General features: G+C 64.3%; 15 protein-coding genes and 1 tRNA gene. 5 read left to right on the top strand and 11 right to left on the bottom strand.

Annotation, left to right across the window (positions count from 1 at the left end; translation table 11 throughout):
- Positions 1 to 17: 17 nt before the first annotated feature.
- The 7 genes from ABIE19_RS07270 to ABIE19_RS07240 all read right to left on the bottom strand — a co-directional run bounded on the left by ABIE19_RS07270 (position 18) and on the right by ABIE19_RS07240 (position 6,653).
- The gene (locus ABIE19_RS07270; RefSeq protein WP_354088455.1) at positions 18 to 1,190 is read right to left on the bottom strand and encodes a carboxynorspermidine decarboxylase; all 1,173 of its coding nucleotides are present in this window, start codon (positions 1,188 to 1,190) and stop codon (positions 18 to 20) included.
- Positions 1,191 to 1,205: 15 nt separating this feature from the next.
- On the bottom strand, positions 1,206 to 2,411 hold the full coding sequence (locus tag ABIE19_RS07265; protein WP_354088454.1) for a saccharopine dehydrogenase family protein: 1,206 nt from the start codon (positions 2,409 to 2,411) through the stop codon (positions 1,206 to 1,208).
- A 143-nt stretch (positions 2,412 to 2,554) separates the two neighbouring features.
- Positions 2,555 to 3,364: an MBL fold metallo-hydrolase gene (locus ABIE19_RS07260; RefSeq protein WP_354088453.1), complete on the bottom strand. Its 810-nt coding sequence runs from the start codon at positions 3,362 to 3,364 to the stop codon at positions 2,555 to 2,557.
- Entirely contained in the window at positions 3,361 to 4,146 is a 786-nt protein-coding gene (locus ABIE19_RS07255; protein WP_354088452.1) for a TatD family hydrolase, read from the bottom strand. The genes ABIE19_RS07260 and ABIE19_RS07255 overlap by 4 nt, the downstream gene beginning before the upstream one ends.
- On the bottom strand, positions 4,143 to 5,123 hold the full coding sequence (locus tag ABIE19_RS07250) for a DNA polymerase III subunit delta' (RefSeq protein ID WP_354088451.1): 981 nt from the start codon (positions 5,121 to 5,123) through the stop codon (positions 4,143 to 4,145). Before ABIE19_RS07250 ends, ABIE19_RS07255 begins: the two co-directional genes overlap by 4 nt.
- Entirely contained in the window at positions 5,120 to 5,746 is a 627-nt protein-coding gene (gene tmk / locus ABIE19_RS07245) for a dTMP kinase (RefSeq protein WP_354088449.1), read from the bottom strand. Before tmk ends, ABIE19_RS07250 begins: the two co-directional genes overlap by 4 nt.
- Before the next feature lie 37 nt (positions 5,747 to 5,783).
- Positions 5,784 to 6,653 (bottom strand): septal ring lytic transglycosylase RlpA family protein, encoded by an 870-nt coding sequence (locus ABIE19_RS07240; RefSeq protein WP_354088448.1) that lies wholly within the window; start codon positions 6,651 to 6,653, stop codon positions 5,784 to 5,786.
- A 142-nt stretch (positions 6,654 to 6,795) separates the two neighbouring features.
- Between ABIE19_RS07240 and ABIE19_RS07235 the strand changes: the two genes are divergently transcribed.
- Entirely contained in the window at positions 6,796 to 7,737 is a 942-nt protein-coding gene (locus ABIE19_RS07235) for a DMT family transporter (protein WP_354088447.1), read from the top strand.
- An 88-nt stretch (positions 7,738 to 7,825) separates the two neighbouring features.
- Positions 7,826 to 7,915 (top strand) — tRNA-Ser (locus ABIE19_RS07230).
- A 326-nt stretch (positions 7,916 to 8,241) separates the two neighbouring features.
- Here the strand turns inward: ABIE19_RS07230 and ABIE19_RS07225 are convergent.
- The 3 genes from ABIE19_RS07225 to ABIE19_RS07215 all read right to left on the bottom strand — a co-directional run bounded on the left by ABIE19_RS07225 (position 8,242) and on the right by ABIE19_RS07215 (position 9,552).
- Complete coding sequence (locus tag ABIE19_RS07225) at positions 8,242 to 8,400, bottom strand: hypothetical protein (RefSeq protein WP_354088446.1); 159 nt, start codon at positions 8,398 to 8,400, stop codon at positions 8,242 to 8,244.
- 142 nt (positions 8,401 to 8,542) lie between these two features.
- Positions 8,543 to 9,004: a nuclear transport factor 2 family protein gene (locus tag ABIE19_RS07220; RefSeq protein WP_354088445.1), complete on the bottom strand. Its 462-nt coding sequence runs from the start codon at positions 9,002 to 9,004 to the stop codon at positions 8,543 to 8,545.
- 83 nt (positions 9,005 to 9,087) lie between these two features.
- Positions 9,088 to 9,552 carry a hypothetical protein gene (locus ABIE19_RS07215; RefSeq protein ID WP_354088444.1) on the bottom strand — a complete coding sequence of 155 codons (465 nt, stop codon included), beginning with the start codon at positions 9,550 to 9,552 and terminating at the stop codon, positions 9,088 to 9,090.
- A gap of 37 nt (positions 9,553 to 9,589) precedes the next feature.
- On the opposite strand from ABIE19_RS07215, the gene ABIE19_RS07210 reads away from it, so the two are divergent.
- Positions 9,590 to 11,176, top strand: a complete 1,587-nt coding sequence (locus ABIE19_RS07210) for a hypothetical protein (RefSeq protein WP_354088443.1) — start codon at positions 9,590 to 9,592, stop codon at positions 11,174 to 11,176.
- A gap of 264 nt (positions 11,177 to 11,440) precedes the next feature.
- On the opposite strand, the gene ABIE19_RS07205 is transcribed toward ABIE19_RS07210, so the two are convergent.
- A complete protein-coding gene (locus ABIE19_RS07205) occupies positions 11,441 to 11,617 on the bottom strand; it encodes a hypothetical protein (RefSeq protein WP_354088442.1) in 177 nt (58 codons plus the stop codon).
- 398 nt (positions 11,618 to 12,015) lie between these two features.
- On the opposite strand from ABIE19_RS07205, the gene ABIE19_RS07200 reads away from it, so the two are divergent.
- Positions 12,016 to 12,741 (top strand): SDR family oxidoreductase, encoded by a 726-nt coding sequence (locus ABIE19_RS07200; protein ID WP_354088441.1) that lies wholly within the window; start codon positions 12,016 to 12,018, stop codon positions 12,739 to 12,741.
- Between the two features lie 222 nt (positions 12,742 to 12,963).
- Positions 12,964 to 13,620, top strand: coding sequence for a hypothetical protein (locus ABIE19_RS07195; RefSeq protein ID WP_354088440.1), 657 nt, complete (start codon positions 12,964 to 12,966; stop codon positions 13,618 to 13,620).
- Positions 13,621 to 13,654: the final 34 nt, after the last annotated feature.

Here is a 13,654-nt window from a genome sequence, read left to right as displayed (position 1 = left end):
GATTCCTTGCCGCCTGATCAGGACAGACGGTCGCGGAAATCGTCGTACTGGAAGTTCCTGACGACCTTCAGATCATCCGTCTCGCTGTTCCAGAGCACGATGGACGGCAGGGGCACGCCGTTGAAGGTGTTGGTCTTCACCATCGAATAATGGGCCTGATCCAGGAAGGCGATGCGGGTTCCCGGCGTCGGCCGTTCAGCGAAGACGTAGTCGCCGATGATATCCCCGGCCAGGCAGGATGGGCCGCCCAGGCGAACGGCCACGCCGTCCGAGGCCTCTTTCAGCATGGCCGGGCGATAGGGCGCCTCGATCACATCCGGCATGTGGCAGGTCGCCGAGATGTCGGTGATGCCGATGGGCATGCCATTGTCGAAGACCTCCAACACCTCGCCGACCAGGATGCCGGCGTCCAAGGCCACGGCTTCGCCCGGCTCCAGATAGACCTGAACGCCGTGCGTTTCCGACAGGCGACGGATGAAGGCGACCAGATCGTCCTTCTCATAGTCGGCGCGGGTCACATGGTGTCCTCCGCCGAGATTCAGCCACTTCACGCCGCCCAGCAGAGGCGCCAGCCTGGGCTCCACCGCCGCCCAGATACGGGCCAGGGGCTGGAAGGCCTGCTCGCACAGGGCGTGGATATGCAGACCGTCCACGCCTTCCATGTGTTCGGGCCGCAGTTGCGACACCGGGAAGCCCAGACGCGAGCACGGCTGGGCCGGATCATACTTGGCGACCTCGCCCTCGGAATGCTCGGGGTTCAGGCGCAGACCGATCTCGAAGACCTCGCCCTGGGCCCGCGCCTCGGCGATGACGTCGGCGAACCGCGCCACCTGATAGGGCGAGTTGAAGATCACATGGTCGGACAGTCGCAGGATCTCAGGCAGATCCTCACGACGATAGGCGGGCGAATAGGTGGTCAGTTCGCCCTTGTAGAATTCCCGGGCCAGCCGGGCCTCCCACCGGCCGGAGGCGCAGACGCCGTCGAGGTACTCGCCGACCACATCGGCCAGCGACCACATCGAGAACGCCTTGAGCGCCAGCAGGACCCGGGCATCCGCCCGGTCCCGCACATCCTTGAGCACGGCGAGATTGCGCCTGATCGCCGCCTCGTCCACCACGAAGGCGGGCGAAGCGACGCGGTTCAGGTCGAAATGCGCGAACGCGCCGGGATCTCCGGCCTGGGTTTCCATTCCGCGTTCGTCCGGTCAGAAGGCCAGCGGAGCGTCCAGCTCCTCGACCGTCCACGGCAGGCCGTGCTTGTTCAACATGTCCATGAAGGGATCAGGGTCCAGCTGCTCCATGTTGAAGACGCCCGCGCCCGACCACTTGCCGGTCAGCATCATGGCCGCACCGATCATGGCCGGAACGCCCGTAGTGTAGCTGACGGCCTGGTTGCCGGTTTCGGCATAGGCTTCTTCGTGGTCGCAGATGTTCTTGACGTAGACCGTCTTCTGAACGCCGTCCTTCTCGCCGGTGGCGATGGTGCCGATGTTCGTCTTGCCCTTGGTGATCGGACCCAGCGAGGCCGGCTCCGGCAGAAGCGCCTTTAGGAACTCGATCGGGATGATCTCGCGGCCCTGGAACATCATCGGCTCGATCGAGGTCATGCCGACGTTTTCCAGCACTTCCAAGTGCTTCAGGTAGCTGTCGCCGAAGGTCATCCAGAAGCGGATACGCTTGATCTCCGGGTAGAACTTGGCCAGCGACTCCAGTTCCTCATGATACATGAGGTACATGTTCTTCTGACCCACGCCCTCGAAGTCGAAGGCCTGCTTGTGCGACAGGGCCGGGCCCTCGACCCACTGGCCGTTTTCCCAGTGACGCGAGTTGGCGGTCACTTCGCGCAGGTTGATTTCGGGGTTGAAGTTGGTGGCGAAGGGCAGGCCCGTGTCGCCGCCGTTGCAATCCAGGATGTCGAGCGTGTCGATCCGGTCCAGCAGGTGCTTCTTGGTGTAGGTGGCGAAGACCGAGGTCACGCCGGGGTCGAAGCCCGAACCCAGCAGCGCCATCAGGCCGGCTTCCTTGAAGCGCTCCTGATAGGCCCACTGCCACTTGTATTCGAACTTGGCTTCGTCGCGCGGCTCGTAGTTAGCCGTGTCGAGGTAGTTCACGCCAGCGGCCAGGCAGGCGTCCATGATGGCCAGGTCCTGGTACGGCAGGGCCAGGTTGACCACGAGGGCCGGCTTGACCTGATTGATCAGGGCCGTGGTCGCGGCGACGTCGTCGGCGTCGATGGCCGCCGTGTCGATGGTCACGCCAAAGCGCTGCTTCACCGATTCCGCGATGGCGTCGCACTTCGACTTCGTCCGGCTCGCCAGGGTGATATGCGAGAACACGTCCGTATTCATCGCCATCTTGTGGACGGCGACCGAGCTGACGCCGCCAGCCCCGATAACCAGCACCCTGCTCATGTGTGCTTCTCCTGAAGTCTGAAATGCTCTGAACGGCTCAAGGCCGCCGCTATAAAGGGCGGCGCTCTTAACACGATGATGACAGGACCGCTAATCGGCAGAGCGACCCTTGTCGTGAAAAACGACAGCGACCCATGTGGCGATCACAACGGCAGTCGGCAAGACCAGCCATCGAAGGCGACCTCCACATGCTCCGGAAGGCGCGCCGACAGGGCGGCGTAGTCCAGATCGATATGCAGGTTGGTCAGAACCGCACGACCGACCTGGGCCTGGGCGATCCACTCCAAAGCCTTGTCTACATGGGCGTGGGTCGGATGGGGCGTGTAGCGCAGGGCGTCGATGATCCACAGATCCGCCCCGTGAACGGCCTCCAGCGCCGCCTGATCCAGATCGGACACGTCGCTGGAATAGGCCATGCCGCCCAGTCGATAGCCGACCGATCGGATCGGGCCGTGAACCTGGTCAAAGGTGACGACAGGCACGGCGCCGCCCGCCCCGTCCACGCTCCACGCCTCGCCATGGGGTGGCAGCCGATTCGCTTCCAGAATGGCGGGATAGCCGTGCTGGCTCTCGAAAATATAGTCGAAGCGACGGGTCAGGGCCTGGTGCGTGGCCGGGTCCATCCAGGCCTGAATGCGCCGTCGCGTGTGGATGGCGAAGACCCTCAGGTCGTCGATGCCGTGGGTCTGATCGGCATGGTCGTGAGTATAGAGTACGGCGTCGACGTGGGTGATCCCGGCCATCAGGGCCTGGGTGCGCAAATCCGGCGAGGTGTCGATCAGGACGCTCGTCGCCCCCTGCGGCCCATGACGCCTCGCCAGCATGGAGCAGCGGCTGCGCCGGTTGCGCGGATCAGCGGGGTCGCAAACGCCCCAGTCGCCGTCGCCGCGCGGCACGCCGCCGGACGAGCCGCAGCCCAGGATGACGATTTCCAGGGCGTCCGGCTCGCTCATTCCGCAGGCCTTGGAATGCGATCAAACAAGGCGAAGAAGGCGTCCGTCGTGCGCCGGTCCGCTTCTTCCACCGACCAGCCGCGGATTTCCGCCAGCTTTTTCAGCACCAGACCGACATAGGCCGGTTCGTTGCGCCGACCGCGATGAGGAACAGGCGCCAGATAGGGGCAGTCGGTCTCGACGATGATGCGATCCTCCGGCATGCGGCGGATGACCTCCCGCACGTCCTCCGCCGCCTTGAAGGTGGCGATGCCGGAAACAGAGAACCAAGCTCCAAGTTCGGCTGCGAATTCAGCCAACTCCAGGCCGCTTGTATAGCAGTGCATTAACAGCTTGAAAGGCGCCTTGGCATGCTCCTCACGCAGGATGTCGATCATGACCTGATCCGCCTCACGCGTATGGATCACCAGGGGCAGTCCGGTGCGTCGCGCCGCCTCCACATGCTGACGAAAGACGCCAGCCTGCAACTCTCGCGGACTGAGATCATAGTGGAAGTCCAGACCGCACTCGCCGATGCCGATCACGCGTGGCCGCTGCGTCAGGGCGATCAGATCTTCAGCCGTCAGATCGGCGTAGTCCTTGGCCTCGTGCGGGTGGACGCCGACCGTGCACCAGATGTCGTCATGGGCCATGGCCAGACCGTGCGTCGCCTCGAACGTCGACAGACGGTCGGAGATTTCGACCATCAGCCTCACCCCGGCCGCACGAGCGCGCGCGATGACAGCGTCGCGATCCTCGTCGAACTGAGGGGCGTGAAGGTTGACGTGACTGTCGATGATCATCCGAGGGCCTTTGTGCGCGCGATGTCGGCCAGTGCGCCGGCCAGAACGTCGCCACGGTCGAGGTTGATGGCTGCAGTCCGGTCAGGCAGGTCGGACAGGCGCGTCCACAGTTCGGCCCAACGCGCCCCCTGCCCGCCCGGCGCGCTCAAGGCTCGAGCCTTCACGGCGGCGATCAACCGATCCATCAGGGCTTCGAACCGCGCCTGTCCCTCCGCCCCTCTGAAACCGTCTGCGATCGCCAGTTGTTCGGCCCGATCCACCGCCGGTCCTTCGACCCAGCTCCGCGCCAGAGCATCGACCTCGCGCATCGCGCCCGACGCCAGGTCCAGGGCCGCACCGGGCGAACCGCCGGCCATGTCCGCGGCCAGACGCGCATCCTCCGGATCGGCGCCCGTGCGATTGCGCACCAGGGTCTCAAGTCGGTTCGGCGCCCAGATCGGAAAGCTCAGGCGGCGACAGCGCGAGCGAATGGTGGCCAGCAGACGCCCCGGAGCATGGGTGACCAGGAACAGCACGCCCGATTCAGGCGGCTCCTCCAAAACCTTCAGCAAGGCGTTGGCCGCGTTGATATTCAGATCATCGGCCGCATCGATGATCGCCACCCTGTGCCGCGCCTGGGACGGGCTCTTGGCGAAGAATTCCGGCAGCTCGCGCGCCTGATCGACCGAGATGGCCTTCTTCTGCTTGCCGTTCTCGACCGCCCGCTCCAGCACCAGCAGGTCCGGATGAGCCTGGGCCGACACCAGTCGGCTGATCGGATCATGGGGCGCCGAGCCCAAGGGGCCGCGCGTCGTGTCCGCCGCGGCGCCCAATAGGCGTCGCGCGGCACGATAAGCGAAGGTCGCCTTGCCCGATCCCTCAACTCCGCACAGCAGCCAGGCGTGATGCAACCGCCCCCGGTTCAGGGCGTCCAGGAAGGCTTCTTCAGCCGCCGCGTCCGGGATCAGATCGAACCGGTCGCGCGGATGATCGGTCACAGCAACCGCTCCTGCACCGCCCGCCAAAGACGTTCGGACACCGCCTCGACCTCGCCCGTCGCGTCGATCACCACGCAGCGATCGGGGTGGCGACGCGCCACATCCAGAAAGCCCTCGCGGAGCTTTTGGTGGAAAACCAGCCCCTTGGATTCAAACCGCGTCTCGAACAGGCCACGCCCAAAGGCGCGCTCCAACCCGACCTCGACCGGCAGATCGAATACCAGCGTCAAATCCGGCTGATCATCGCCGACCACGGCGACATCCAACGCCTCGATCAAGGTCTCGGGCGTTCCGCCGCCCGCCCCCTGATAGGCCCGGCTGGAATCAGCGAAACGGTCGCAGACGACCCAACGCCCAGCGTCCAGGGCCGGCTTGATGGTTCGTTCCAGATGATCGGAGCGAGCTGCGTACATCAGCAGGGTCTCGGTGCGGGACGACCAGCGTTCGGCGTCGCCGGCCACCACGATGTTGCGGATGACCTCCGCGCCGGGCGATCCGCCCGGCTCCCGTGTCTGGATGACTTCCAGACCCCGCGCACGCAGGCGCTCAGCCAACAGGCGCGCCTGTGTGGTCTTGCCGGCGCCTTCGCCGCCCTCGAACGTGATGAATTTTCCGCGCTGCACCCGCGCACAATGGCGAGTGCGGCGCGACAGGCAAGCCTTAACCGCCCGATATCAACAGGGCGTCGCCAAAGCCCCGCGCTGCAACGGCCTGGCGGGCCTGCTCGGCGGCGCTCGCGTCAGGCCAGGGACCGACCACGACACGAAATCCCTGTCCGTTCCCCGGCATGTTCTGAACCCACGCCTTCCGTCCCAACCGGTCAGCGATTCGCTGAGCCGACGCCTGATCCGCATAGGCGCCCGCCTGCACCCAATAGGCCGCAGCAGGTGGAACGGCCGCAGGCGCAGCGGCGACGACCGTCGCCTGGACCGGCGCCGGCACGGCCAGATAGGGCGTAGGCTGAGAGATGGGTTGAGCCGGAGCCGCAACTTCCGCCCGTCGCATCGGCGTTCCCCCGCCTTGACGCGGCGCACGCCCGACATAGCGCACCCGCACCTCGCCCACGCCCTGCGACAACAGTCCCAACTCTTCAGCCGCAGCGCGCGACAGGTCGATGATCCGTCCATCGACGAAGGGCCCGCGATCATTGATGCGCAAAATGACGCGCCGACCGTTCGCCCGGTTCGTCACCTCGACCAGGCTCGGCAAGGGCAAGGTCTTATGGGCCGCCGTCAGGGCGTTCATGTCGAAACGCTCCCCGGTCGAGGTCGGGCGGCCATTGTGCTGGGCCCCGTACCAGGAGGCCATGCCGACTTCGTCATAGTTCGGCTGCTCCGCCGGACGGTACCAACGCCCGCGGATCTGATAGGGCCGCATGGTTCCCGAAACGATGGGCGCAGGGTCCGTAACGACGGGCGGCTTCAAGCCTCCGTCGCGCCCGCCGCCGAAACTGGCGCAGGCCGCCAGCAGGGAAAAAGCGGCGACGACCAGGACGCCCTTCAGCAATCTCGCCGTCATCTTCGCCTTCATGGCCTCGCTCACGCACGTCTGTGACATGGCGTGATCATGACCGAGAGGGTTTCCGCTTTGGTTAACGCAGTCTTTGCGGCTATGCGTCGTCCCGTCGCGGCGGGACCTCCCCTTCTCGCCAGGCGGATATGAAGTCAGCGCCGTGAAGCCCTCCATCTATCAGACTCGTTCCGGCGTCTTCGCCTTGGCGACCCTGTGCTGCCTGCTGTGGGGCAGCGCCTATCCGGCGATCAAGACCGGCTACGCCCTGTTGCACATCGCGCCGTCGGATATCGGCAGCCAAATGCTGTTCGCCGGTTGGCGTTTCGCCCTGGCGGGGATCATCCTGCTGCTGACGGCGGCGGCCATGCGCAAACCCGTCCTGGACCTGAGCGCCGCTCGTATCCGTAAACTGGCCGTTCTCGGCCTGACGCAGACGGCGATCCAGTACGTCTTCTTCTACGTCGGCCTGGCCCACGCCAGCGGGGTCAAGGCCTCCATCATGAACGCCACGGGCGTCTTCTTCAGCGTGGTCCTGGCCCATTTCATCTATGCCGACGATCGCTTGACCGGGCGCAAGGCCCTTGGGTGTCTGATCGGCTTCCTGGGCGTGGTCGTCGTCAACCTGGGCGACGGGGCTCTGGGCTTTGATTTCAGTCCGATGGGCGAAGGCTTCCTGATCATCGCCGCCTTCGTCCTGGCCGCCTCCTCCATCTACGGCAAGCAGGTGTCGCGCGACATGGACCCCATGGTCATGACCGGATGGCAGCTTTTGATCGGCGGCCTGATCCTGACCGGCCTCGGTGCAGCGGGCGACGGCCATATGGAGGGGCTGGACATGCGCTCAGGCGGCCTGCTGCTCTACATGGCCCTGCTGTCGTCGATCGCCTTCGCGATATGGAGCCTGTTGCTGAAGCATAACTCCGTCGGCCTGATCGCGGCCTTCAACTTCCTGATCCCCATCTTCGGCGTCGCCCTGTCCGCCCTGTTCCTCGGCGAATCCCTGTTGCGGTGGAGCTATCTGGTCGCCCTGCTCCTGGTCTGCATCGGCATCTGGCTGGTGACGCGCCCTGGCTCTCGCCCTGATATCCAGGACGTGGCCTGAATCATCACATCGTGCGACGACGGATTGTGCTTGGGCTAAGGACCCGTTGCCGCTATTCACTCCGCGCGCGCCGTCTGCGACTCGCGCTGGACAGGTGGCCGAGTGGTTTAAGGCAGCGGTCTTGAAAACCGCCGTAGGTGGAAGCCTACCGTGGGTTCGAATCCCACCCTGTCCGCCATTATCTGTTTAAAATCAGATATTTAATCCAAGAAATCTATCTCACCCATCAACCCATCCATCAATACCTCAAAGGCCTAGATTCTTAGGCCCGGGGGGCGGTTTGGTGATGAGATGACCGCGCGTGAAAAAATAATTGTCCTAGCGCGCCAACCAGCCGTGAGCCACCGGCGCCGGACATCCGGCATTTCGAGAAAGTCATGCGACAAGCCCTCGGGAGCCGAAGTCGCGTCAACAGCGTTGCCTAAGCCTCGACCGAGCGAGGTAGCGGCAGCGCCAATATCGATATGCGAACTCCACACCGTGTCCCCTCAAGACCGAAATCTATCAGCAGAGGTTGATTGGCTCACTCGACGCGTTGACGTGCCACACGACTTCGTCGAAAGCCGCAACGCACGCGACATGGCTGTCGAGCTGCGCCGAAGTCACCGAATCTTGCGCCATCACCGGATTGACGAGCAGCACCGAAACAAGGGCCAACAACATTCGTATGGTTTGCCTCTTGATGATTTCACGATGTTTGACGGCGAGCCGCAGACGACCGCCTCAAGTGAGGCGGTCATGGTGCGTTCACGGCCCGGCCGGCCCTTCCCGATTTCGGGAAGGGCCGGGGCATGGGTGTTGAACGTCAGCTCGGCGCCTTGGGCTCGGCCAGGTACATCTTGTTGACGATCTGCCAGCGCCCATCGACCCGCATGAGTTGCATGTAGTCGGTGAATCTTGCGGCGGGATAATCCAGGATGATCTTGGCGATCGCCGTGTCGCCGGTGACGTCGATCGCCTCGATCCAGCGCCGTCGCTGGGCTTCATCGGCGGCGGCCTGACCGCTTCCCGCTCGCGCCAGATATTCGTCGTCGGTCATGCGGATCAAGCTCCCGCCGCGCATCCCCCACAACTGGGCGTCATCGTGGAAGGCCCGGCGGAACTGCACCGGATCGCCGGTAGCGTGCCCTCGCAGATAGGCCTCCAACGGGGCTCGAACGGCCGCATCGACGGCGGCGACCTCCGGCTTGTGCGCAACCCAGGCCTCTTGGGCGGCAACGGGACCGGCCATCAGGACGGCGGCGAAAACGGCGGCTTTGAACAGCATGGGTTCATCCTCTGTATGCGTTTTGAAACTTCGGGGATGTCGCGGGACCGCGAACGCGCTGTCCCGCGATCAGGAGCTCCCCCTCAGAAAGTCTTGCGAAGGCGCAGCGAGTAGTAGGTTCGCGGATCGACGTTGCGGGTCTCGATATAGTTGATCGCCTGGGTTCGAGGATCAGCGTAGGCGATGCGCGTCTGATGGAAGTCGTCCCAGATATTGACGTGAGCGCGCAGCGACAGGGTCGGCGTCGGTTTGTACTCAACCCAGGCCTCGATGTAGTCGTGGCCGCGCCACGAGAAGCGCAGGTTCGGATCGTAGTTGGTCTCGCCGATGAGCGGGCTCCAGGCAAAGTTCCACTGCAGGTTCCAGGACTTGATGTCCTGCGACAGGGCGATGGTCGCATTGCTCCTGCGCAGTTCGGAGATCGGACGGGTCTTGCCCGTGGCCGGGTCGGTGACCTTGGAGCTGTTCCACGTATTCACAGCGCTGATCCGACCGCCGCTGAATCCGAACCGGTCCAACGGCGCCGCACTGGGCGCCGTCTCACTCATCGTAATGCGGCCACCCGGCGCGCTTGCCGCCGAGACTGTGCAGCCCCTGACTTCCGAGCTCGGCGTCGAGACCCACCCTGCTCTTTCGTCGGATGGGCGCCTGATCGCCTACGCCGCCGGCGGCGGCGGCGGGTACGGCGCACAGAGAGACATCTTTCTGCGCGGCGTCGCTGGCGGCACGCCAATCCGTCTCACCAACACGCCTGAGGACGAGATGGCGCCCGCCTGGTCGCCAGACGGTCAGAACATCGCTTTCGTCCGCAGCACCGCGAACGCTCCTTGCGAAATTCTGGTCGCGCCGATCCCCCAGGGCGAGGCGCGCGTGGTCGGGCGTTGCTCCGTCGATTCCACCACGCGCCTGGCCTGGACCCGCGAGGGCGAACTGCTGCTGTCCGACCGACCGACACGCAACTCTGTGCGCCGTATCCGCGCCCTGAACCCTGACACCGGCCGGATGCGAGAGGTCAGTTCGCCGCCCCCCAATAGCCTGGGCGACAGCGATCCAATCGTCACCCACCGCGGCGATCGCGTGGCTTTTCGGCGCTTCTTCTCCTACGGCGTCGGCGACCTCTACACAGCCAAGGTTTCCGGCGCAGGACAACGACCCCTCACCCGCAACGGCTGGAAAGCTCTAGGCTACGCCTTCGCTGTGGATGACCGAAGCCTGGTCTTCTCCAGCAATCGCAACGGCGATTCCGGTCTGTGGTCGGTGGACGTGGAGCGTCCGGCCAAGCCCGTTCGTTTGAGCCTGGGCCTGCTCGCGTTCGGTCACCTGTCCTCCGATCAGCATGGCCTGCTTGTGGCCGAGGCCAGCGACTATGGATCAAACCTGTTCGCCTGGCGCCCCGGCGCCGCCCCCGTCGCGCTCACCAACGGCAACACCAACGACTGGGATCCGGACCTTTCCACGACGGGCCAACTGACCTTCATCTCCAATCAGAACGGGGGATCGGATATCTGGGTCCAACGCGGCGAAGGCGCGCCGACGCGACTGACCGATCTGAAGGCCAACACCGTCTTCTCGCCACGCTGGTCGCCCGACGGCCGCAGCATCGCCTTCATCGCCGCGCGCGACCGCCACACTGATGTCTATCTGATCAACGCCGATGGCTCCGGTCTTCGGAAGGTCACATCGGACGGGGCGGCGCGCGACGAACTGGCCTGGGACAACAGCGGCGACCTCCTCGTTCCCACCCTGAGGAAAACCGGCTGGCAGGTCGAACGCATCGACCCTCGCGGACGCAGCACCGTGGTTCCAAACAGCGCGGGGGTTCTCACCATCAAGAGCGCGGGGGCCCGGGGACTCTACGCCGTAAAGCAGGACGACGACCGCCTCTGGCGTCTGGAGCCGACAGGCGCCGTTCTTACATCGCCTCTCATCCGCGTCAGCCATGACACAGCCTGGGCGCCGACTCCCGGCGGCGTCTATCGGCTGGCGGGCGTTCCCGGCGGTGAAACCGTCCTGCGTCTAACCGCCTGGTCCGGCGGAAGCCGCGACGTGCAGTCCCTGGGCATGTTCGGCCAGCAACACAGCCTGGCCGTTTCTCCGAACCAGGAGATCGTCGCTGCGAGAGTGGTGCGCGACGAAGCCGACCTGAAAGCCATTAGGCTCGCCCGGCGATGAGGCGATGTCGTGCCGACATCACCCAGGCTCCACCATAGATTCTGAGCTGCTGCCCGTCTCTTCTATCTAAAGATCCTGAACCTAGCCTGGCAGAACGCCCCGTTCCTTCAACCGCGTCTCCAGCAGCTCGGGCCAGACCGTGTCTGGGCTGTGATCACGTCGGAGGCCGAGGGCATGGCCGCCAGTGGAAAACAGATGCACCTCGACTGGAACGCCTGCCTGATCCAACGCGTGGGCGTATAGGGTGTCGCAGGGCTCGATCGGTCACCTTAATAGTCCTGGATCAAAAATGGCGCCTCGACGGTAGATATGAGCAGGGAAGAAGGCGATGGTGAAGTCGGGCCAACTGCTGACCCGATCGATCTCGTCAACAGACGTATAGTTTGGCTCGAAGATGTTGCCGGCCTGCGCGACGAGATAGCCGCCAGCGGACAAGCCCATGATCCCGATCTCGGTTGGGTCGGTCTACGGCGTTTGCGACCGCGATCGGATCAATCGACATGGACTGATCACTCAGTTCTCACTTCGACTATTCGTCCTAATCACCAATGTGTCGAAAACTGCTACATTAGAAAACGATCTCTAACTGGTAGTGCCCGCTTTCATCTCGGACGGCCGCCACGCGCGGCTTTTCGCCCTTCGGGTCGAGACCAATAGGGTCCAGCTACGATCCCCTTTGCCTGCATTCAAATACACAGAAGCCTCACCCTTAGTCGACTTGGGTCTCCCACGTCTTGGCTTTAATGCAGCCAGTCTCGGTGCAGCGTTCGCGTCGCACTTCGTCGTCCGCCCCTTCCAGAAAGCCTTCCATGCCCCTCCTGAAAAACACCACAGCTGTCGTGACCGGCGCGGGGCGCGGGCTGGGCGCTGCCCTGGCTGTAACGCTCGCCGAGGCTGGATGTCGCCTGGTGCTCTGCGGACGCAACCTTGGCGCCCTTGCCGAAACCGCCGCGGCCGTCCTGGAGCGAAGCGGGGTCGATGCGATGCTCGTCGAACTGGATCTCTCGGACGCAGACAGCGTCGCCCGGGCCGCAGGCGCCATCCACGCCGGCCATGATGCGATCGACATCCTGATCAACAACGGCGCCCAGTGGCTCGAAGGCGCCGCTGAACCCCATGCCCCTTCCGACGTACTCGGCGTAATCAACGCCGCCGTGTCCGGAACCTACCTGCTGACCCAGGGTCTCCTGCCGCTTTTGGAGAGGTCGGCGCGCCCTGACATCCTGACAATAGGATCGATCAGCGGCCTGCCCAACGCCGCCCTTCAAACGGCGGCCGTGCCCTTCTATGCGGCAAAGCGCGCTCAGGCCGGCCTAGCGGACGGTTTCGCCCAGGTGCTCAAGGGCACGCCGGTTCGCTCGCTTATCGTCCATCCTCCCTACCTCGATGACGCTGAACCGGGATCCGACGCCTGGCGTCTTTCGCCGGAACGCGCCAAGGGCGAGCGCGCGACCAGCAGGGATATTGCTGATGCCGTCATCTTCGCACTCACGCGCCCTCGCCATGTCTCCCTGTCCATTCTGGTCGATGCCGACGACGGGGGAAGGTTCGCCGACGCCGGTTGACTGTCCGAGTCAAAGCGACCGCAGTCGTTGCGCCAGAAAGCGACTTCCGACACCTGGCGCTCGCCTTCATCTCGGACGGCCCGCCATCCATCTTGGCAATCGAGACTGTCGTTTGCGGCAACCCTTGGTGTTGGCAGGGTCAGAGGTTGCAACGGCGCCTCCATCGCCCATAGGCTTCGCCCCACTCCACCTGTGAGTTCTTGAAACGGAGGAAGACGCAAGATGATTTCCACGCGACGTCCCAGCATCACGGCTGCCTTGGCCGGACTTCTGATGGCGAATGGAACACCGGCAGCCGCCCGTGAACCGACTCAAATGACGCCTATGGGAGATCAGGCTTGCGCCTTGCAGGCATGGATCAACGACATCCCCGGACGAGATGTGGAAGTGCGCGCAAATCCTCACGTCGATGCGCAAGTCATCGGAACCTTGCCGCACACTGGACCGGATGATGATCGTCTCAGCATTCACATCTCCATCACCGCCTCCAACAGCGGATGGTTGAAGATTCAGGACGCAAGCGACGATGACGCCGATCGTGCGCGGCCTGTCTATTCCGGCCAAGGGTGGATAGAGGCCGACGCTGTCCGTTTCGGCATCCAGTCCGGACGCGGTTTCGCAGCGCCGGACGCAAGATCAGATCGGGTCGTGGATCTCGACGACAACTGGGCCACGGAAATGGGCCGGATCGAGAAGGTTCTCGATTGCCGTCAGGATTGGGTCCTGATCGATTTCGTGCAGGAAAGAAGGCGCGACGGCGACGACCGCCTGATCGATATTCCGGTTCAGGATCGCCTGCAGCGCCGCGCCTGGTTCCGGGGCGTCTGCGACGCCCAGGAGACCACCTGCGACATGAGATCGGTCGATCTCGAACCCTAGTCGCCACCTAGGGGGCAACCGCACGCGCACGTCG

Source organism: Brevundimonas faecalis, from assembly GCF_040549405.1.
GTDB classification, from domain to species: Bacteria; Pseudomonadota; Alphaproteobacteria; order Caulobacterales; family Caulobacteraceae; genus Brevundimonas; species Brevundimonas faecalis.
Note: the sequence above shows the minus strand (reverse complement) of the source record. Positions and strands in the feature narration are given on the sequence as shown.

Excerpts from the sequence above, each read along its gene's own strand:
- ABIE19_RS07220 (WP_354088445.1), bottom strand. The coding sequence starts at position 9,004 with ATGCTGTTCAAAGCCGCCGTTTTCGCCGCCGTCCTGATGGCCGGTCCC.
- ABIE19_RS07240 (WP_354088448.1), bottom strand. The coding sequence starts at position 6,653 with ATGAAGGCGAAGATGACGGCGAGATTGCTGAAGGGCGTCCTGGTCGTC.
- ABIE19_RS07255 (WP_354088452.1), bottom strand. The coding sequence starts at position 4,146 with ATGATCATCGACAGTCACGTCAACCTTCACGCCCCTCAGTTCGACGAG.
- ABIE19_RS07225 (WP_354088446.1), bottom strand. The coding sequence starts at position 8,400 with ATGTTGTTGGCCCTTGTTTCGGTGCTGCTCGTCAATCCGGTGATGGCG.
- ABIE19_RS07265 (WP_354088454.1), bottom strand. The coding sequence starts at position 2,411 with ATGAGCAGGGTGCTGGTTATCGGGGCTGGCGGCGTCAGCTCGGTCGCC.
- ABIE19_RS07270 (WP_354088455.1), bottom strand. The coding sequence starts at position 1,190 with ATGGAAACCCAGGCCGGAGATCCCGGCGCGTTCGCGCATTTCGACCTG.
- ABIE19_RS07205 (WP_354088442.1), bottom strand. The coding sequence starts at position 11,617 with ATGGGCTTGTCCGCTGGCGGCTATCTCGTCGCGCAGGCCGGCAACATC.
- ABIE19_RS07260 (WP_354088453.1), bottom strand. The coding sequence starts at position 3,364 with ATGAGCGAGCCGGACGCCCTGGAAATCGTCATCCTGGGCTGCGGCTCG.
- ABIE19_RS07195 (WP_354088440.1), top strand. The coding sequence starts at position 12,964 with ATGATTTCCACGCGACGTCCCAGCATCACGGCTGCCTTGGCCGGACTT.
- ABIE19_RS07215 (WP_354088444.1), bottom strand. The coding sequence starts at position 9,552 with ATGAGTGAGACGGCGCCCAGTGCGGCGCCGTTGGACCGGTTCGGATTC.